This window comes from Mycobacterium simiae, assembly GCF_010727605.1.
Lineage (GTDB): Bacteria > Actinomycetota > Actinomycetes > Mycobacteriales > Mycobacteriaceae > Mycobacterium > Mycobacterium simiae.
Map to the genome: position 1 here is coordinate 1,354,435 of NZ_AP022568.1, position 12,991 is coordinate 1,367,425.

Below are 12,991 nucleotides of genomic sequence, written 5' to 3' on the forward strand. Positions count from 1 at the left end.
CCTATATGGCCCGTACGCGGACGAACGGGTCTGGTCTAGGCGGTTGCGATCAAATCGCTTACGTAGCGCCCCAAGCGGATGTCAGCGCCGATCCGCGCGTCGAACTCAGCTTGGTTCAGCTCTGCGGTGATCTCGTCCTCGCTGAATCCCATGCGGGCCAGCGTGGTGCGACGCGACAGGATTCCTGCCTGGAACAGCTTGACTGCAGCGTCGGCCTCAGCGGCGGTCGAGCGCGTCGAGGCATCGGCCCAGACCACGCGGATGGTCACCCCGGTTGGATCAACACCGCTTCGGACGGCCACCATCAGACGTGCAACCTGCTCCCAGGCCCGCCCGAACGTCAGCTGGCGCGCAATCACCTTGGCGGTCAATCCGGCCTCCGCTGCCCGGATGGCCTCCGCTGTAGCGGGATTCGAGGTCGAGATGCCGATCATGTGTGCAGGCAATGCCGACACGGCCATGATCATCTGGACCCAGATGTCGACGGATGTCTTGAACCCCGCCAAGTCCGCACCGGGCAGCTGGCCAAACTTCGCCTCAGGTGCTTCTGAGATCATGGCGCGGTTGCCCTCAGGGATCGGGTTGACCGTGTCCATGACGGGCTCGCCTGTTTCGGGGTCCGCAACCGGGTTGCCGTCGTCATCTAGGTCGGCCAGAGTCTTGGTCAGTCCATCCACCAGTGGCTTGAGATCTTCGATCTCCGAGCGGCCGTCGTGATCGAGCAAGCGGCCCGAATTTGTCAACGGCACTACGGGCACGACGCCGAGCGGGTTGGGGACGGACTCCACCAGGTTGAAGCCAGCGGTCGCGGCTCCCGGCGACGGGGCGCGCCAGTGCTGCACCTCGTCGGGCAAGTACAACCATGCTTCGGTTGTGGTCTTCGTCCTGACCCGCTTGACGGCAGCGGTGAACTCGCGGGTCACCGGGTCGCGCTTCACCGCTACCTGCTCGGCGGATTCCACTGTGGCGCGCGGGCTGCCGATGGCGTCTGCCCAAACGATCACGAACGACTGACCAACGGCCAAGGCCTCACGATGCGCCACGCCGCTCAGCTGGTCCAAATCGTTGCTTAGGAAGTCCTGCCACGAATCAGGATCACCAGCCACGCCCGAAATGAGAAGCTGCTCAGCTAAACTCGTCACCGCCAAACGAGGGATGTTGGCGGTGATACGACCAAACCGCTTGTCCAGTGCTTGCCGCGCCTCGGGGCTCAGGAAAGCTAGCGGCTGCTCCCCTTGGTAATACAGGTTCAGTTCGTGGCGGCGATGCGCACCACTGTCCAGGTGCTGTAACAGCTCAACCAAAAGATCACCGTGGGCGTTTGTCACGCGAAACTAACCGTCCGTTTCTTCTTGCGGGTGCCCAGCCAAGAGCACCTGGAATGGCACATCAGAAGCGCTGCAGCGCAGTCGATCTTGGCCGCATTGCGCTTGCGGCTGACCTTGCCGATACGCAGGCCGCCGTCGCTTTCAATCACCGTCGCGGCCATCACATGCCGGGTCAGGGTCTCGTCACCGGAATGAGTGAACTGCCCGGCCATCGCCGCCGCGTGCAGAGCTGTGGTGGCCTTCGTGGTGCGACTCGGCGACCACGGGAACTCCGAAACCCTCAACCCCTCGGCAGCTAACACTTGCAGAGAGCGCGTCCACCTAAACGGGTCGGCCACAATCTCTTTGACGTTCCATCGTGCGCAGGCCTGCCGGCTCGCATCTTCGACGGCCAGCACGTCAATCCTGTAGCCAGCACTGCCGTCGGTGTTCTCCCACACTGCCAGGACATCGAAATGTGGTTTCGGGCTGACTGTTCCGACAACCAACGCTGTGGCATCGGAATCGCGGCCACCGTGAGACCCGTCAAGCGCGATAACCACGTCGACACCATCGGGGACCGACAAGCCAGTACCCAGGCCTTCCCACACGTCAGCCGGGATGAATGGGTTGGAGTTCTCCGAGACCACCTGGCACAGACGCGACCGGCGGAAATTTCCCTCAGTTGTCTGCGCCAGCAAGGCGTGCATGGACTCACGGGTCAGGAAGTCGTCCAAACTCGGGCAAGCCAACTCCCAGCAGTGCTCACACGACGCCGGATGATGCTGGAAGTCATCGGCGCTGAACTCCACCCACGCAAATGTCGGATCGTCAGGGTGTTCGTGCGCATGTGCGCGCATGTCTAACAGCACTGACGTAGAGCTGTTCGGCGGTGTGCCGATCCCGATGGCTGTTGCGCCTGGCAGCTTGCCCAGGCCCAGCAGCAAGGTCTGCCAGGTGTCTGGGGAGATCACCCCGACCTCGTCGGCCAGAGCCAACGTCCAAGTCCCCAGACCCTCAAGCCGCTTGGCCTCAGCCGGTAACGCGGTCAGCGAGCTGCCCTTGGCCGGGATCACGATGCGATCCATGTAGATATGGCAGCGAGATGAAAGGGCCGGGTTCAGCTCGACCATGCGGATCGCAGGCTTGAGTGTTAAACCGGCTTGACGCTCGTCCACAGCCACGATCGGGATCTCGTTGCCATCCGGACCAATGAACAATTCGTAGAGGCCAACGGCGGCCATCAGCGCCGTCTTGCCGGTACCGCGCGGGCACATGATCCCGGCTACCGATGGGCGAGGGTCTGGGTCCAGGATCGGGCGCAACATCTCGATCTGCCACGACCGCAGCGTGAAGGCCGTGCCGACGCCATGACCCTTCGGTGTAAATCAGGAACTCTTTGCAGAATGCCGCGAACCGTTCCACGCCAACTGCATCGCAGTCGAAAGGCAGTGGACTCGGGTCGGTTGCTGGTTTCGGCCCAGCAGGCATGAAACACTCCAAACGTGATTGACGAGGTTCCCGAAGACCAGCGCGAGGAAGTAGACCCGCCCGAAGTCGAAGTTGGCGACCACATCTACGACCCATCTCGTCGCTGCTGGATCACGGTGTCGCGGATAGAGCCGTCAGAATCATTGGGCGGCGTAATAGCCTGGCGCACCGAACGCATCTATGACGAAATGTCTTTCGGAGATAAATATGCGTTTACGTATCGCGCCGAATCGAACTGGCTTGAGGCGGCTGGCGTGCACGAAGACCGCTCAGTAATCAGGCGCAAGCACTACGTGCTGACGGACGAGGACGAACCCGCGTTCGTCTCCGCGATACGACCGGGCGACATACTTCTAGACCCTCGGGATTACCGTTGGAAGCTTGTTGTGGGCATCGAGGATGGAATCCATACGACGGACAGCTACAAAGACGGAAAGTACGTGTTCGACGAAGAGCCGTACCGCGAAATCTACCTGGGAGAACTCAATTCACCACTACCGACGGAATCGCCTTTCAGCACGCACAGTCCGAAGCACGAGACACTCTATTTCAACGACATCGAACGAATGTTGGTTCGTAAAAAGCGGCCCCGAGAGTAACTCTCTCTGCGCTTAGCACGAGTCGTCCCCTCGTCGGCGCTGTTGGGACCGTCCCCCAGGGTCGAAAAGCGTTGGGAATGCGGCCCTCTGAACTGCGATGATGTTTCCCGATTTGATGAAACGGTCAGTCTTGCCTGATGACGTTCGCCCCGCGTGCTGCTCCTCGGCGCTGGTTGCAGGCGATGCAGCAGACGACGAGTAACCCATCGGCGAACCATCCGAGCGTAGGCCGGTAGCCGTCTGCGATGCGCTGCCAGGCTTGGGGTGTGTGGTCGATGGTGAGGTTCTGGCTGTCGCGGCAGTCGAGGCAGAAGGGCTGATACGACGATGGCCAAAGTCCTCGCCACTACTCCCATTGGCACTACAACCCCCACGCGGAAAAGTTTGATCAGTGGAGAAACGTCGGAATAGACGATCTTCCGACCCACAGGGAGGGATCGCCGCCACCCAGATCGGGCAGAGTCGGCCCACCGCCTGAAGGTCCCCCACCCCCCCTTGCTCCGTCGCGCCCCGTCGAGCCACCCCCACCCCCACCTGCCGCGCCGCCCAAACCAGGCTTCGGCGGGGGAGGTATCGGCGGTGGAGGGGCAGGGATCCCTGGATCAGGAGTTGGTGGCCTGCACACGCCGCTCGAAGAGGCGGATTGAGAAAGATCCGGATATCCACATCTTTTGCCTCGGCCACAATCGATTCCCATTCGGATGCGTAGCCGATACGTCGGTGAGCAGCGGAGTCTCCTATCATTCCGACAGCCTTGCTGCCCAAAGTCGACAGTGCCTGGGCCCACGACACCGGAGCTGATCTGGGCAAGACCAATGTCAACGGTGGGGCCATCGCCATCGGGCACCCGTTGGGTGCGAGCGGTGCCCGCATCATGACCACCCTGGTCAACGCCCTCGAGCAGCGCGGCGGACGCTACGGGCTGCAGACGATGTGTGAAGGCGGCGGCATGGCCAACGCCACCATCATCGAACGGCTGGGCTAAGTGTATGAGGCCATGACGTTGGTAACGCCGTGCGTGAAGACAGCTGCTGGTGGTTGTCCGCCGAGCGTGCCGTGAGGTCGGTGATAGTTGTAGTGCACGTTCCAGATCGCGAGAGCTTCGGCGCGTTGGTGTTCTGATAGCCAGGGCTGCGCGTAGAGGAGCTCTTCTGCGAGGATTCGGTTGTAGCGCTCCACTTTTCCGTTGTGACGGGGTGTGTAGGGCGTGATTCGCTGGTGGCGGGTGCCGAGCATCGCACGGCCGAAGGCCTCGGCCCGGTAGCAAGCACCGTTGTCGGTGATGATGCGCTCGAACGTGGTGATGCCGTGCGCAGTAAACCATGCTCGTGCGCGATGCATGAAACCTACAGCGGTAGTCGCCTTTTCGTCTTGAAGCGCTTCGGTGTAGGCGAGCCGGGAATAGCCGTCGATGGCAGAGTGCAGAAAGACGTAGCCGCCGCGTGCGCCGCCGGCTTTTCGTCGGGCCACCGCACGTGCGTGATCGCTGCCGCGCCCGTGGACGCGCCAGCCGCCGCCGTCTGGGATCCGCCCGACTTTCTTTACGTCGAGGTGGATATGGTGCCCGGGGCGTTTGGCGATGATCGGTCGTGGCCGACGGTTAGTCTCCCCGTTGGGGTCGATGAATCGTCGCCGGTTCAGCCCTAGGTGGGCCAGGTAGCGGGTCACGGTGCGGCGGCTGATCATGATGCCATCCTCGTTGAGTTCGAAGGCGATTCGACTGGCAGACCATTTTCGTGTGCGTCGCAGGTGTTCGATCCTGTCGATGATTTCAGCTGACTTGGCTGTTGGCTTGCGGTGCGGCGTTGACGATCGATCCTGGAGTGTGAGTTCTCCGTAGTGGCGGTAGCGGTTGACCCACTTCGATGCACAAGACCGTGAGATGCCCATCTCGGCTGCGACGTGTGCAATCGGGCGGTCCTGGCATCGCTGCACGAGACGTCGACGGCCTTCTGGGGACAGTGGAGCGTTGCGATGGGACATGGTGGACTCGCTTTTCGTGATGCGGAGATTCGTGGCAAGTAGCGCCGGGGGGAGGACGGGAGGGGCGGCTGTCGGTTGGGCAGACGGACTATGTGAACCACTCGTTGAGTGCGTGCTCTAGCCCGTTGGCGGCGCCATCGCCCGCCCAGGCGACGTAGCCGTCGGGTCGGACCAATACGGCTCTGGGGGCGGATACTTCACCGAACACCGGCAGCGTCCAGCTTTCAGCCGCCTGCGCGTGGACCACCGAGACACGGTGTGCCCAGCGAGTGACGTCAAGAGCCGGGGGCTGACCAAACGTCAGGAGTATCCCGCGGGCGCTGTGCAGCAGCGTGAACAGCCGAGTGTCGCCGTCGGGTGTGGTCAGGTCGAGGTCGGGCACTCGGAGCCCTAGTAGCGGATGCCCTGCGCCGAGGTCATAGCGGATGTCTAAGCCGCACATCATCGCGGCGATCCGCGTGCGTGGTTCGTCCATGGCGAGTAGTTCCGAGATCGTGTCGCGGAGTGCATCGATGCGTACGCCAGGGCTGTTGAGGGCCGTTTGGGCCAGGGTGTTGTGCAGCACGCGGGCGGCCACAGGATGCCGTTCGGCGTGGAAGGTGTCCAGGAGTCTGTCACTGGATGTGCCGTTGATGACTTGGCCCAGCTTCCACCCGAGGTTCACGGCGTCCTGGATTCCGGTGTTGAGGCCTTGCCCACCGATCGGGAAGTGGACGTGTGCAGCGTCGCCGGCAAGTAAGACGCGTCGGTCACGGTATGTAGCGGCCTGTCGGGTTGTGTCGGTGAACCGGGAAATCCAAGTGGCACTGCGCAACCCGTAGTCGGTCCCGCGTGCCGCGATGAGCGCCTTGCTGATGTCGGCCAGAGTCGGGTCGTGGGTGTTCACGATCTGGGGTTCGGTAACCATCACCCGGATGGTGTCTTCGCCGTCGAATTTGAAGAACGAGTGAAACTCGCCGTTGCGATGCAGGCCCCAGGGTGGCTCGTCGGTCAGCTCGACATCGGCGACCAGGCAGCTGGTCGACGGATCCCATCCGGGGAAGGAGATCCCGGATGTCTTGCGGATCAGGCTGCGGCCGCCGTCACAGCCGACAAGGAAGGCACCCTGCCGACGTGTCCCGTCCGCCAGCGTGACCTCGACGCCGGAGGGGTCTTGGGTGAAACCGGCCACCTCGCACCGGTAGTGGATCGCGACGCCCAGCTCGGCGACCCACTCGGCGAGGATCATTTCGACGCGGTACTGCAACAGCGCCAGCCCGAAGTTGTATCGGGTCGGCAGGTCAGACACGTCGAAGAAGATGCCTGAGTAATGGCCGTTGTGGCCAACCACTCCCTCGGAGAGGAACCGATCGGCAATGCCGCGTTGGTCGAGCACCTCGATGGTTCGTGGCGTCATGCCCCCGGCGCGAGAACCCACCAGATCGCGATCGGTTCGCCGTTCGAACACCGCGACGTCGACGCCGGCCAGTGCCAGCTCACCGGCCAGCATCAACCCGGTCGGACCGGCACCGGCGATTAGCACCGCGTGTTCAGACATTCACCCTCCCACTCTGGTAAACAGTGTTTACCAGAACGTTAGGGGTGACACGCGGCAGCGTCAACACCAGCGATCTACGCTGATCAGCGATGGTCAAACGTGGCTTAACTCGCGACTCGCTGGTGGCGCTGGCTCACCAGTACGTCGCCGACAACGGGCTTGATGCGCTGACCATGCGCCGACTGGCGGCCGAAGCAGATGTCACTCCGGGAGCGCTCTACAAGCACTTTCGTGACCGCCAAGACCTGAAACGAGCGATGGCAGATGCGATCTACGCCACGATCGACCTTTCCGACATCGACACTGCCCATCCATCGACCCAACAGGTGAAAGATTGCTGCCAACGAATGCGACGAGCGATGCTGGCGTTTCGGGACGGCGGCCGCATCATCGCCGGCTCCTACGCGCCCTGGGCTGCCACACTCAACCTGTCCGCGACGCTGCGGACCCTGCTCCAGTCGGTGACCGTACCCACACACAGTCCAGGCCAGCTCGCAGCATTGTTACGGTCCTACACAACAGGATTCGTCATCGACGAACAGGCCTACCTCGAACTCAAAGAAACCCATGAGTGGGACGCACTCGTAGCGCAGATCGCTGACAACGGCCACCACCGGCCAGCTGACGCAGACGACCTGATCGCAATCCTCACCGGCGATCGCGACAAAAGATTCGACTTAGGGCTCGACATGATCCTCACCGGACTGGTTCGGTCCACCCTCACGCCATCGAACTGATCACGGCCCGGCCCGGACGATGCCCGTCAACAACGTCTTGTCCAGCAACAGCTAAGCCGCCCATAGGCGCACCGCCGAGACGATTCAGAGCCAGCCGGTACGTGCCGCGGCTACGGGCTCGGCCGGCTCGGGGGCCAACTGCCCGTCCCGCACCCCGTCGAGCATGCGTTTCACCGCGGCGACGATGTCCGGTGCCGCCGCGGCGAGACCGGCCTTGTCGGCTTCGCTGACATCATCGGGATTCACCCCTGCGCGGTCCAGCACAGCGGCCGGATCTGCCAACTGATCGGCCAGCCACGACACCGGATCGGCGGATAGTTCGGGGACGAAGTTGCGGCGCCCCGGCTCCCAGCCGTCGAACCGTGGGTGGTGATGAGCCCGGTCCAGCGTCCCCGGCGGACTCTCGGTCGATCCGAACAGATCCACCCGCCACACGGGGCGATTGAACGCGATCGGGATGCCGGCGTAGATCGACCCGTGAGGCTCGGCCCGGTCGACAACGCGCAGTTCCAGCCGGACACCCCGTTCGGGAGTCTCCTGGCCTTCGTTCGGTGCCGGGTCGACGAAGAACATGTCCCCGACGACGACACCCAGGTTTTCGAATCCAAACGCAGCGAGCATGTGTCCGAGAGTAGCCCTACGCGGGCCGCATTGCCTTGTCCGCCAAGCGCAGTGCGCCCGCTGCGTTAGCTGGTACGGCTAGCGATCCGACGGACCGTCAGCCGATCGCGGACGATGCATCCATAATTTTCCGCGCGGCCGCGACGCTGGCCGTGTTCCGCGGACGATCTAGGCCGCCAGCTTGGCGTCCTTGCGTGCACGCGCGGCTTTCTTCGTCGCGTGCCGGTCGCGGCGCCATCCTTGCACCGTGGCAATGGCGGTCTTGAGACCGCGCCGCCGACCGGTCAGCGGATCCGCCCCCGCGAAACCGGGCTCCAGTCCGGCGAACATCCGCTCGCTGCGGGTCTCCGGCGCGTTATCGGAATCGTCGCGCAAATACTTGTTGGGCAGCGACAGCTTGGCCAGTGTGCGCCACGTCTTTCCGTACTGCACCAGCAAAGACCCTGTGGTGTAAGGCAAGTCGTACTTGTCACACACCTCGCGCACCCGCACCGAAATCTCGTGCAGTCGGTTGCTGGGCAGATCCGGATACAGGTGATGCTCGATCTGATGGCACAGGTTGCCGCTCATGAACCGCAACGTCGGCCCGGCGTCGAAGTTGGCGCTACCCAACATCTGCCGCAAATACCACTGACCCTTGGTTTCGCCGACCAGATCGGTCTTGGTGAATTTCTCCGCGCCGTCCGGGAAATGACCACAGAAGATCACCGCGTTCGCCCACACGTTGCGAATCACGTTGGCCAGCGCGTTGGCTCGCAGTGTCGACGTGTAGGTGGCGCCCGGCGACAACGACGTCAACGCCGGAAATGCGAGATAGTCCTTGACCACCTGGCGTCCGGCTTTGCCGCCGAATTCCCGCAGCCGCATCCGAGCCGCATCCCGCTCCGTCGCGTCGCCGCGGAATATTTCACGAATTTCCAAATGTCGCAACGCTATTCCCCACTCGAAGGCGAGGGCCAGCAAGGCGTTGATCACCAGATTGAAGCTGTCGCGCCGCCTCCAGGGCTGGTCACGGGTGACCCGCACCATGTCGTAGCCGACGTCGTGGTCCATGTCGAGGATGTTGGTGTACTTGTGGTGCACGAAGTTGTGGGTGTGGCGCCAGTGCCGCGACGTGGAAAGCATGTCCCACTCCCAGGTGGAGGAGTGGATTTCCGGGTCGTTCATCCAGTCCCACTGGCCGTGCATGACGTTGTGGCCGATCTCCATGTTCTCGATGATCTTGGCCACCGCGAGGGTCGCGGTACCGGCCCACCATGCCGAGCGCCGCGAACTCGCGGCCAGCAGCAGCCGGCCCGCCACTTCCAGCCCGCGTTGTACGGCGATCGCACGCCGGATGTAACGGGCGTCCCGCTCACCGCGTGACCCTTCGACGTCGCGGCGAATGGCGTCGAGTTCGACGGCCAGTCCTTCGATGTCGGCGGTCGTGAGGTGCGCGAACACGTCAACGTCGGTGATCGCCATCGTTTTACCTTCCTGCACTGCAGCCATTGACCGCAACACACGGTAACGACGATGCCATGAACACTTGTTGAGGACTAATTTAATTATCCGCGTCGGTCGCCGCGTTAGGCCGCAAGTTGCTCGGGTCGGCTCGTCGTGTGGGCGCGTCGCCACCCGCGAACGGCGGCGATCGCGGTCCTCAACCCGCGCCGACGCCCGGTGGCGGGGTCGGTGCCCGCGAACCCCGGCCCAAGCGGAGCAAACATCCGCTCGCTGCGGGTCTCCGGCGCGTTGTCGGCATCGTCGCGCAAGTACTTGTTGGGTAGCGACAGCTTGGCCAGTGTGCGCCACGTCTTTCCGTACTGCACCAGGAAAGACCCTGTGGTGTAAGGCAAATCGTACTTGTCACACACCTCGCGCACCCGCACCGAGATCTCGTGCAGTCGGTTGCTGGGCAGATCCGGATACAGGTGATGCTCGATCTGATGGCACAGGTTGCCGCTCATGAACCGCAACGTCGGCCCGGCGTCGAAGTTGGCGCTACCCAACATCTGCCGCAAATACCACTGACCCTTGGTTTCGCCGACCATGTCGGTCTTGGTGAATTTCTCCGCGCCGTCCGGGAAATGGCCACAGAAGATCACCGCGTTGGCCCACACGCTGCGGATGACGTTGGCCAGCGCGTTGGCCTTCAACGTCGACGTGTAGGTCGCACCGGGCGACAACGACGTCAGGGCCGGGAACGCGACATAGTCCTTGACCACCTGGCGCCCGGCCTTGCCGCCGAATTCCCGCAACCGGCGGCGGCGCTCGTCGCGGTCCAGCCGGCCCTTGATGATCTTGCCGATCTCCAAGTGCTGCAGCGCAACTCCCCATTCGAAGCCAATGGCAAGCAAGGTGTTCCACAGCAAGTTGAGGGCGTTGTACCGGCGCCAACGCTGATCGCGGGTGACGCGAAGCATGCCGTAGCCGACGTCGTCGTCCATCCCGAGGATGTTCGTGTACTTGTGGTGCACAAAGTTGTGGGTGTAGCGCCAATGCTTCGACGACCCGCTCATGTCCCACTCCCAGGTTGAGGAGTGGATCTCCGGATCGTTCATCCAGTCCCACTGGCCGTGCATGACGTTGTGGCCGATCTCCATGTTCTCGATGATCTTGGCCACGCCCAGGGTCACGGTTCCGGCCCACCATGCCGAGCGCCGCGAACTCGCGGCCAGCAGCAATCGTCCGGTCACCTCCAGCGCACGCTGCGTCGCGATGGTGCGACGAATGTAGCGCGCGTCCCGCTCGCCGCGGGAATCCTCCACGTCTTGGCGGATGGCATCCAGCTCAACGGCCAGGGCTTCGATATCAGCGTCCGACAGATGCGCGAATGCATCGACGTCTGTGATCGCCATCGTTCTCACCTCCCGGCGTTTCGATCTGCGGTCAATACCTACGCTATCGTAACCTACGACTCCGTAGGTTACCTAGGAGTAACCTTTAAATGTCGAGCACACAATCGCCGGACGCGGCCGATACGCACGTCTGCACTCGACTGCCCGGCTCGTGTTCCTGCCCCGTGCGCAGGTCCCGGACGTGGCCTTCCACCAGGGGTACCACGCACGACTGGCAGATACCCATCCGGCAGCCGAACGGCATCTGCACCCCGGCGCCCTCCCCCGCGTCCATCAGGGACGTGGCGGCATCGGCGGCCACCGTACGTCCACTTCGTGCAAACGTCACGGCGCCGCCCGTTCCGGCCGGCGCGGCCTTGGCCACCGCGAACCGCTCGAGGTGCAGCCGGTCGCTGAGGTTGGCGCTCGCCCACACCTTCTCGGCCTGCGCGAGCATGCCCTCCGGACCGCAGGCCCAGGTTTGACGGTCGCGCCAGTCCGGCACCGCGTCGTCGAGACGCCCGAGGTCAAGACGGCCCTGCGTGCGGGTCTCGCGCAACTGCAGCCGGTACCCGGGATGCGCCGAGGCAAGGTCGGTCAGCTCGGCGCCGAACATCACCTCGGCCGCACAAGGCGCCGAGTGCACGTGCCGGATATCGCCAATCTGATTGCGGCGCACCAGGGTTCGCAACATCGACATGACCGGAGTGATGCCCGACCCGGCCGTCAAGAACAGGATCGCCGGCGGCGCCGGGTCCGGCAGCACGAAATTGCCCTGCGGCGCCGCCAGGCGCACGATCGTCCCGGGCGCCACGCCCGCCACTAGGTGAGTGGACAGGAACCCCTCCGGCATCGCCTTGACGCTGATGGTCACCGTGCGCTTGCGCCCGGATCCGGACCGCGCCACCGGGCTGGACGTCAGTGAATACGACCGCCAGCGCCAGCGGCCGTCGACCAACAGGCCGATCCCGATGTACTGACCCGGCTCATAGTCGAAGCTGAAACCCCAGCCGGGCTTGATCACCAGGGTCGCCGAGTCCTCGGTCTCGCGCCGGACCGCAACGACGCGGCCGCGCAATTCCCGCGCGGACCATAGCGGATTGGCCAGATGCAGGTAATCGTCGGGCAACAGCGGCGTCGTGATCCGCGCGGCGAGTTTGCGCAGCGCATGCCATCCGGGATGCCGCTCGGCACCCGCGACACTGGGTCGGGCGGTGTCGACGACATTCGCGCTGAGTGCTTGGTATTTCTTGCCCATAACAAAGGCTACGGTACCGTAAGTTACGGTACCGTAGCCAGGGCTCATCCAGGGCTGGACAGCCCGATTGCGTCACACACGCCGGTCACAGCAGCTCGAGCAGGAACGGCAATTCCTGGTTGGCGTACCAAGCCAGATCGTGGTCTTGCGCATCGCCGACGATCAGCTCAGCATCCTCGTCGCCCAGGTCTGCGGCGTCGATGGCCTCGATCGCCTTCAGTACCGCCGGTTCGGCGTCGGCGGTGTCCACATAGGCGGCGATCACCCGGTCCAGCGCGACGGGCCCGGCGAGCCGGACCACAGCGTCGTCGAGATCGGGTCGCAACGTGGCCCCGGAGTCGCCCAGGTCGACCTCGGCGGCCAGCACGGCGCGACGTCTCCGGCCGACCCGGCCCGCCTCGTCGGTGCCGCCAACACCGCTTTCATCAGCGGCCAACAGGCGCAGCGAGGCCAACGCGGCCTCGCGCAATGCCACCTCGGCAAGCTCATCGTCGTCGCCCTCGGCGTAGGCCTCCCGCAGGGCCGGTGTCACCGCGAACGCGGTGCCGTTGACCGGTCGGAGGGAACCCTCGGTGACCAACCGCTGCAGCATCGCCAGGGTGGCAGGGATATAGACCTGCAGTGCGTCCGCGCCCATGG

At 63.8% G+C, this 12,991-nt stretch carries 11 protein-coding genes and 1 pseudogene; 3 read left to right on the plus strand and 9 right to left on the minus strand.

Going from position 1 to position 12,991, the window contains the following annotated elements:
- Window positions 1–35: 35 nt before the first annotated feature.
- The gene (locus G6N33_RS06220) at window positions 36–1,328 is read right to left on the minus strand and encodes a phage portal protein (RefSeq protein WP_044510091.1); all 1,293 of its coding nucleotides are present in this window, start codon (window positions 1,326–1,328) and stop codon (window positions 36–38) included.
- Window positions 1,325–2,551: a terminase gene (locus tag G6N33_RS06225; protein ID WP_331271342.1), complete on the minus strand. Its 1,227-nt coding sequence runs from the start codon at window positions 2,549–2,551 to the stop codon at window positions 1,325–1,327. Before G6N33_RS06225 ends, G6N33_RS06220 begins: the two co-directional genes overlap by 4 nt.
- 261 nt (window positions 2,552–2,812) lie before the next feature.
- Here G6N33_RS06225 and G6N33_RS06230 point away from each other — a divergent pair, with 261 nt between their 5' ends.
- Window positions 2,813–3,397: a hypothetical protein gene (locus tag G6N33_RS06230; protein WP_044510090.1), complete on the plus strand. Its 585-nt coding sequence runs from the start codon at window positions 2,813–2,815 to the stop codon at window positions 3,395–3,397.
- Between the two features lie 775 nt (window positions 3,398–4,172).
- Window positions 4,173–4,382: pseudogene (locus G6N33_RS06235) on the plus strand (steroid 3-ketoacyl-CoA thiolase); the annotation flags it as partial.
- Here G6N33_RS06235 and G6N33_RS06240 read toward each other — a convergent pair.
- The gene (locus tag G6N33_RS06240; RefSeq protein WP_044510088.1) at window positions 4,379–5,380 is read right to left on the minus strand and encodes an IS481 family transposase; all 1,002 of its coding nucleotides are present in this window, start codon (window positions 5,378–5,380) and stop codon (window positions 4,379–4,381) included. The pseudogene G6N33_RS06235 and the gene G6N33_RS06240 sit on opposite strands and share 4 nt — an antisense overlap.
- An 88-nt stretch (window positions 5,381–5,468) precedes the next feature.
- Window positions 5,469–6,917 carry an FAD-dependent monooxygenase gene (locus tag G6N33_RS06245; protein ID WP_044510087.1) on the minus strand — a complete coding sequence of 483 codons (1,449 nt, stop codon included), beginning with the start codon at window positions 6,915–6,917 and terminating at the stop codon, window positions 5,469–5,471.
- Between the two features lie 89 nt (window positions 6,918–7,006).
- Between G6N33_RS06245 and G6N33_RS06250 the strand changes: the two genes are divergently transcribed.
- Window positions 7,007–7,654: a TetR/AcrR family transcriptional regulator gene (locus tag G6N33_RS06250; RefSeq protein ID WP_044510086.1), complete on the plus strand. Its 648-nt coding sequence runs from the start codon at window positions 7,007–7,009 to the stop codon at window positions 7,652–7,654.
- A gap of 84 nt (window positions 7,655–7,738) precedes the next feature.
- On the opposite strand, the gene G6N33_RS06255 is transcribed toward G6N33_RS06250, so the two are convergent.
- The 5 genes from G6N33_RS06255 to G6N33_RS06275 form a co-directional block, all read right to left on the minus strand.
- On the minus strand, window positions 7,739–8,275 hold the full coding sequence (locus G6N33_RS06255) for a hypothetical protein (RefSeq protein WP_044510085.1): 537 nt from the start codon (window positions 8,273–8,275) through the stop codon (window positions 7,739–7,741).
- A gap of 168 nt (window positions 8,276–8,443) precedes the next feature.
- The gene (locus G6N33_RS06260; protein WP_044512927.1) at window positions 8,444–9,739 is read right to left on the minus strand and encodes a fatty acid desaturase family protein; all 1,296 of its coding nucleotides are present in this window, start codon (window positions 9,737–9,739) and stop codon (window positions 8,444–8,446) included.
- Window positions 9,740–9,843: 104 nt separating this feature from the next.
- Entirely contained in the window at window positions 9,844–11,115 is a 1,272-nt protein-coding gene (locus tag G6N33_RS06265; RefSeq protein ID WP_044510084.1) for a fatty acid desaturase family protein, read from the minus strand.
- Window positions 11,116–11,200: 85 nt separating this feature from the next.
- Window positions 11,201–12,352: a ferredoxin reductase gene (locus G6N33_RS06270; RefSeq protein ID WP_044510083.1), complete on the minus strand. Its 1,152-nt coding sequence runs from the start codon at window positions 12,350–12,352 to the stop codon at window positions 11,201–11,203.
- Between the two features lie 85 nt (window positions 12,353–12,437).
- The gene (locus tag G6N33_RS06275; protein ID WP_044510082.1) at window positions 12,438–12,989 is read right to left on the minus strand and encodes a DUF6912 family protein; all 552 of its coding nucleotides are present in this window, start codon (window positions 12,987–12,989) and stop codon (window positions 12,438–12,440) included.
- Window positions 12,990–12,991 lie beyond the last annotated feature (2 nt).

Bases quoted from the DNA above. Each gene is read 5' to 3' on its own strand.
- G6N33_RS06225 (WP_331271342.1), bottom strand. From the start codon at position 2,551: ATGGCCGCCGTTGGCCTCTACGAATTGTTCATTGGTCCGGATGGCAAC.
- G6N33_RS06240 (WP_044510088.1), bottom strand. From the start codon at position 5,380: ATGTCCCATCGCAACGCTCCACTGTCCCCAGAAGGCCGTCGACGTCTC.
- G6N33_RS06245 (WP_044510087.1), bottom strand. From the start codon at position 6,917: ATGTCTGAACACGCGGTGCTAATCGCCGGTGCCGGTCCGACCGGGTTG.
- G6N33_RS06250 (WP_044510086.1), top strand. From the start codon at position 7,007: ATGGTCAAACGTGGCTTAACTCGCGACTCGCTGGTGGCGCTGGCTCAC.
- G6N33_RS06255 (WP_044510085.1), bottom strand. From the start codon at position 8,275: ATGCTCGCTGCGTTTGGATTCGAAAACCTGGGTGTCGTCGTCGGGGAC.
- G6N33_RS06260 (WP_044512927.1), bottom strand. From the start codon at position 9,739: ATGGCGATCACCGACGTTGACGTGTTCGCGCACCTCACGACCGCCGAC.
- G6N33_RS06265 (WP_044510084.1), bottom strand. From the start codon at position 11,115: ATGGCGATCACAGACGTCGATGCATTCGCGCATCTGTCGGACGCTGAT.
- G6N33_RS06270 (WP_044510083.1), bottom strand. From the start codon at position 12,352: ATGGGCAAGAAATACCAAGCACTCAGCGCGAATGTCGTCGACACCGCC.
- G6N33_RS06275 (WP_044510082.1), bottom strand. From the start codon at position 12,989: ATGGGCGCGGACGCACTGCAGGTCTATATCCCTGCCACCCTGGCGATG.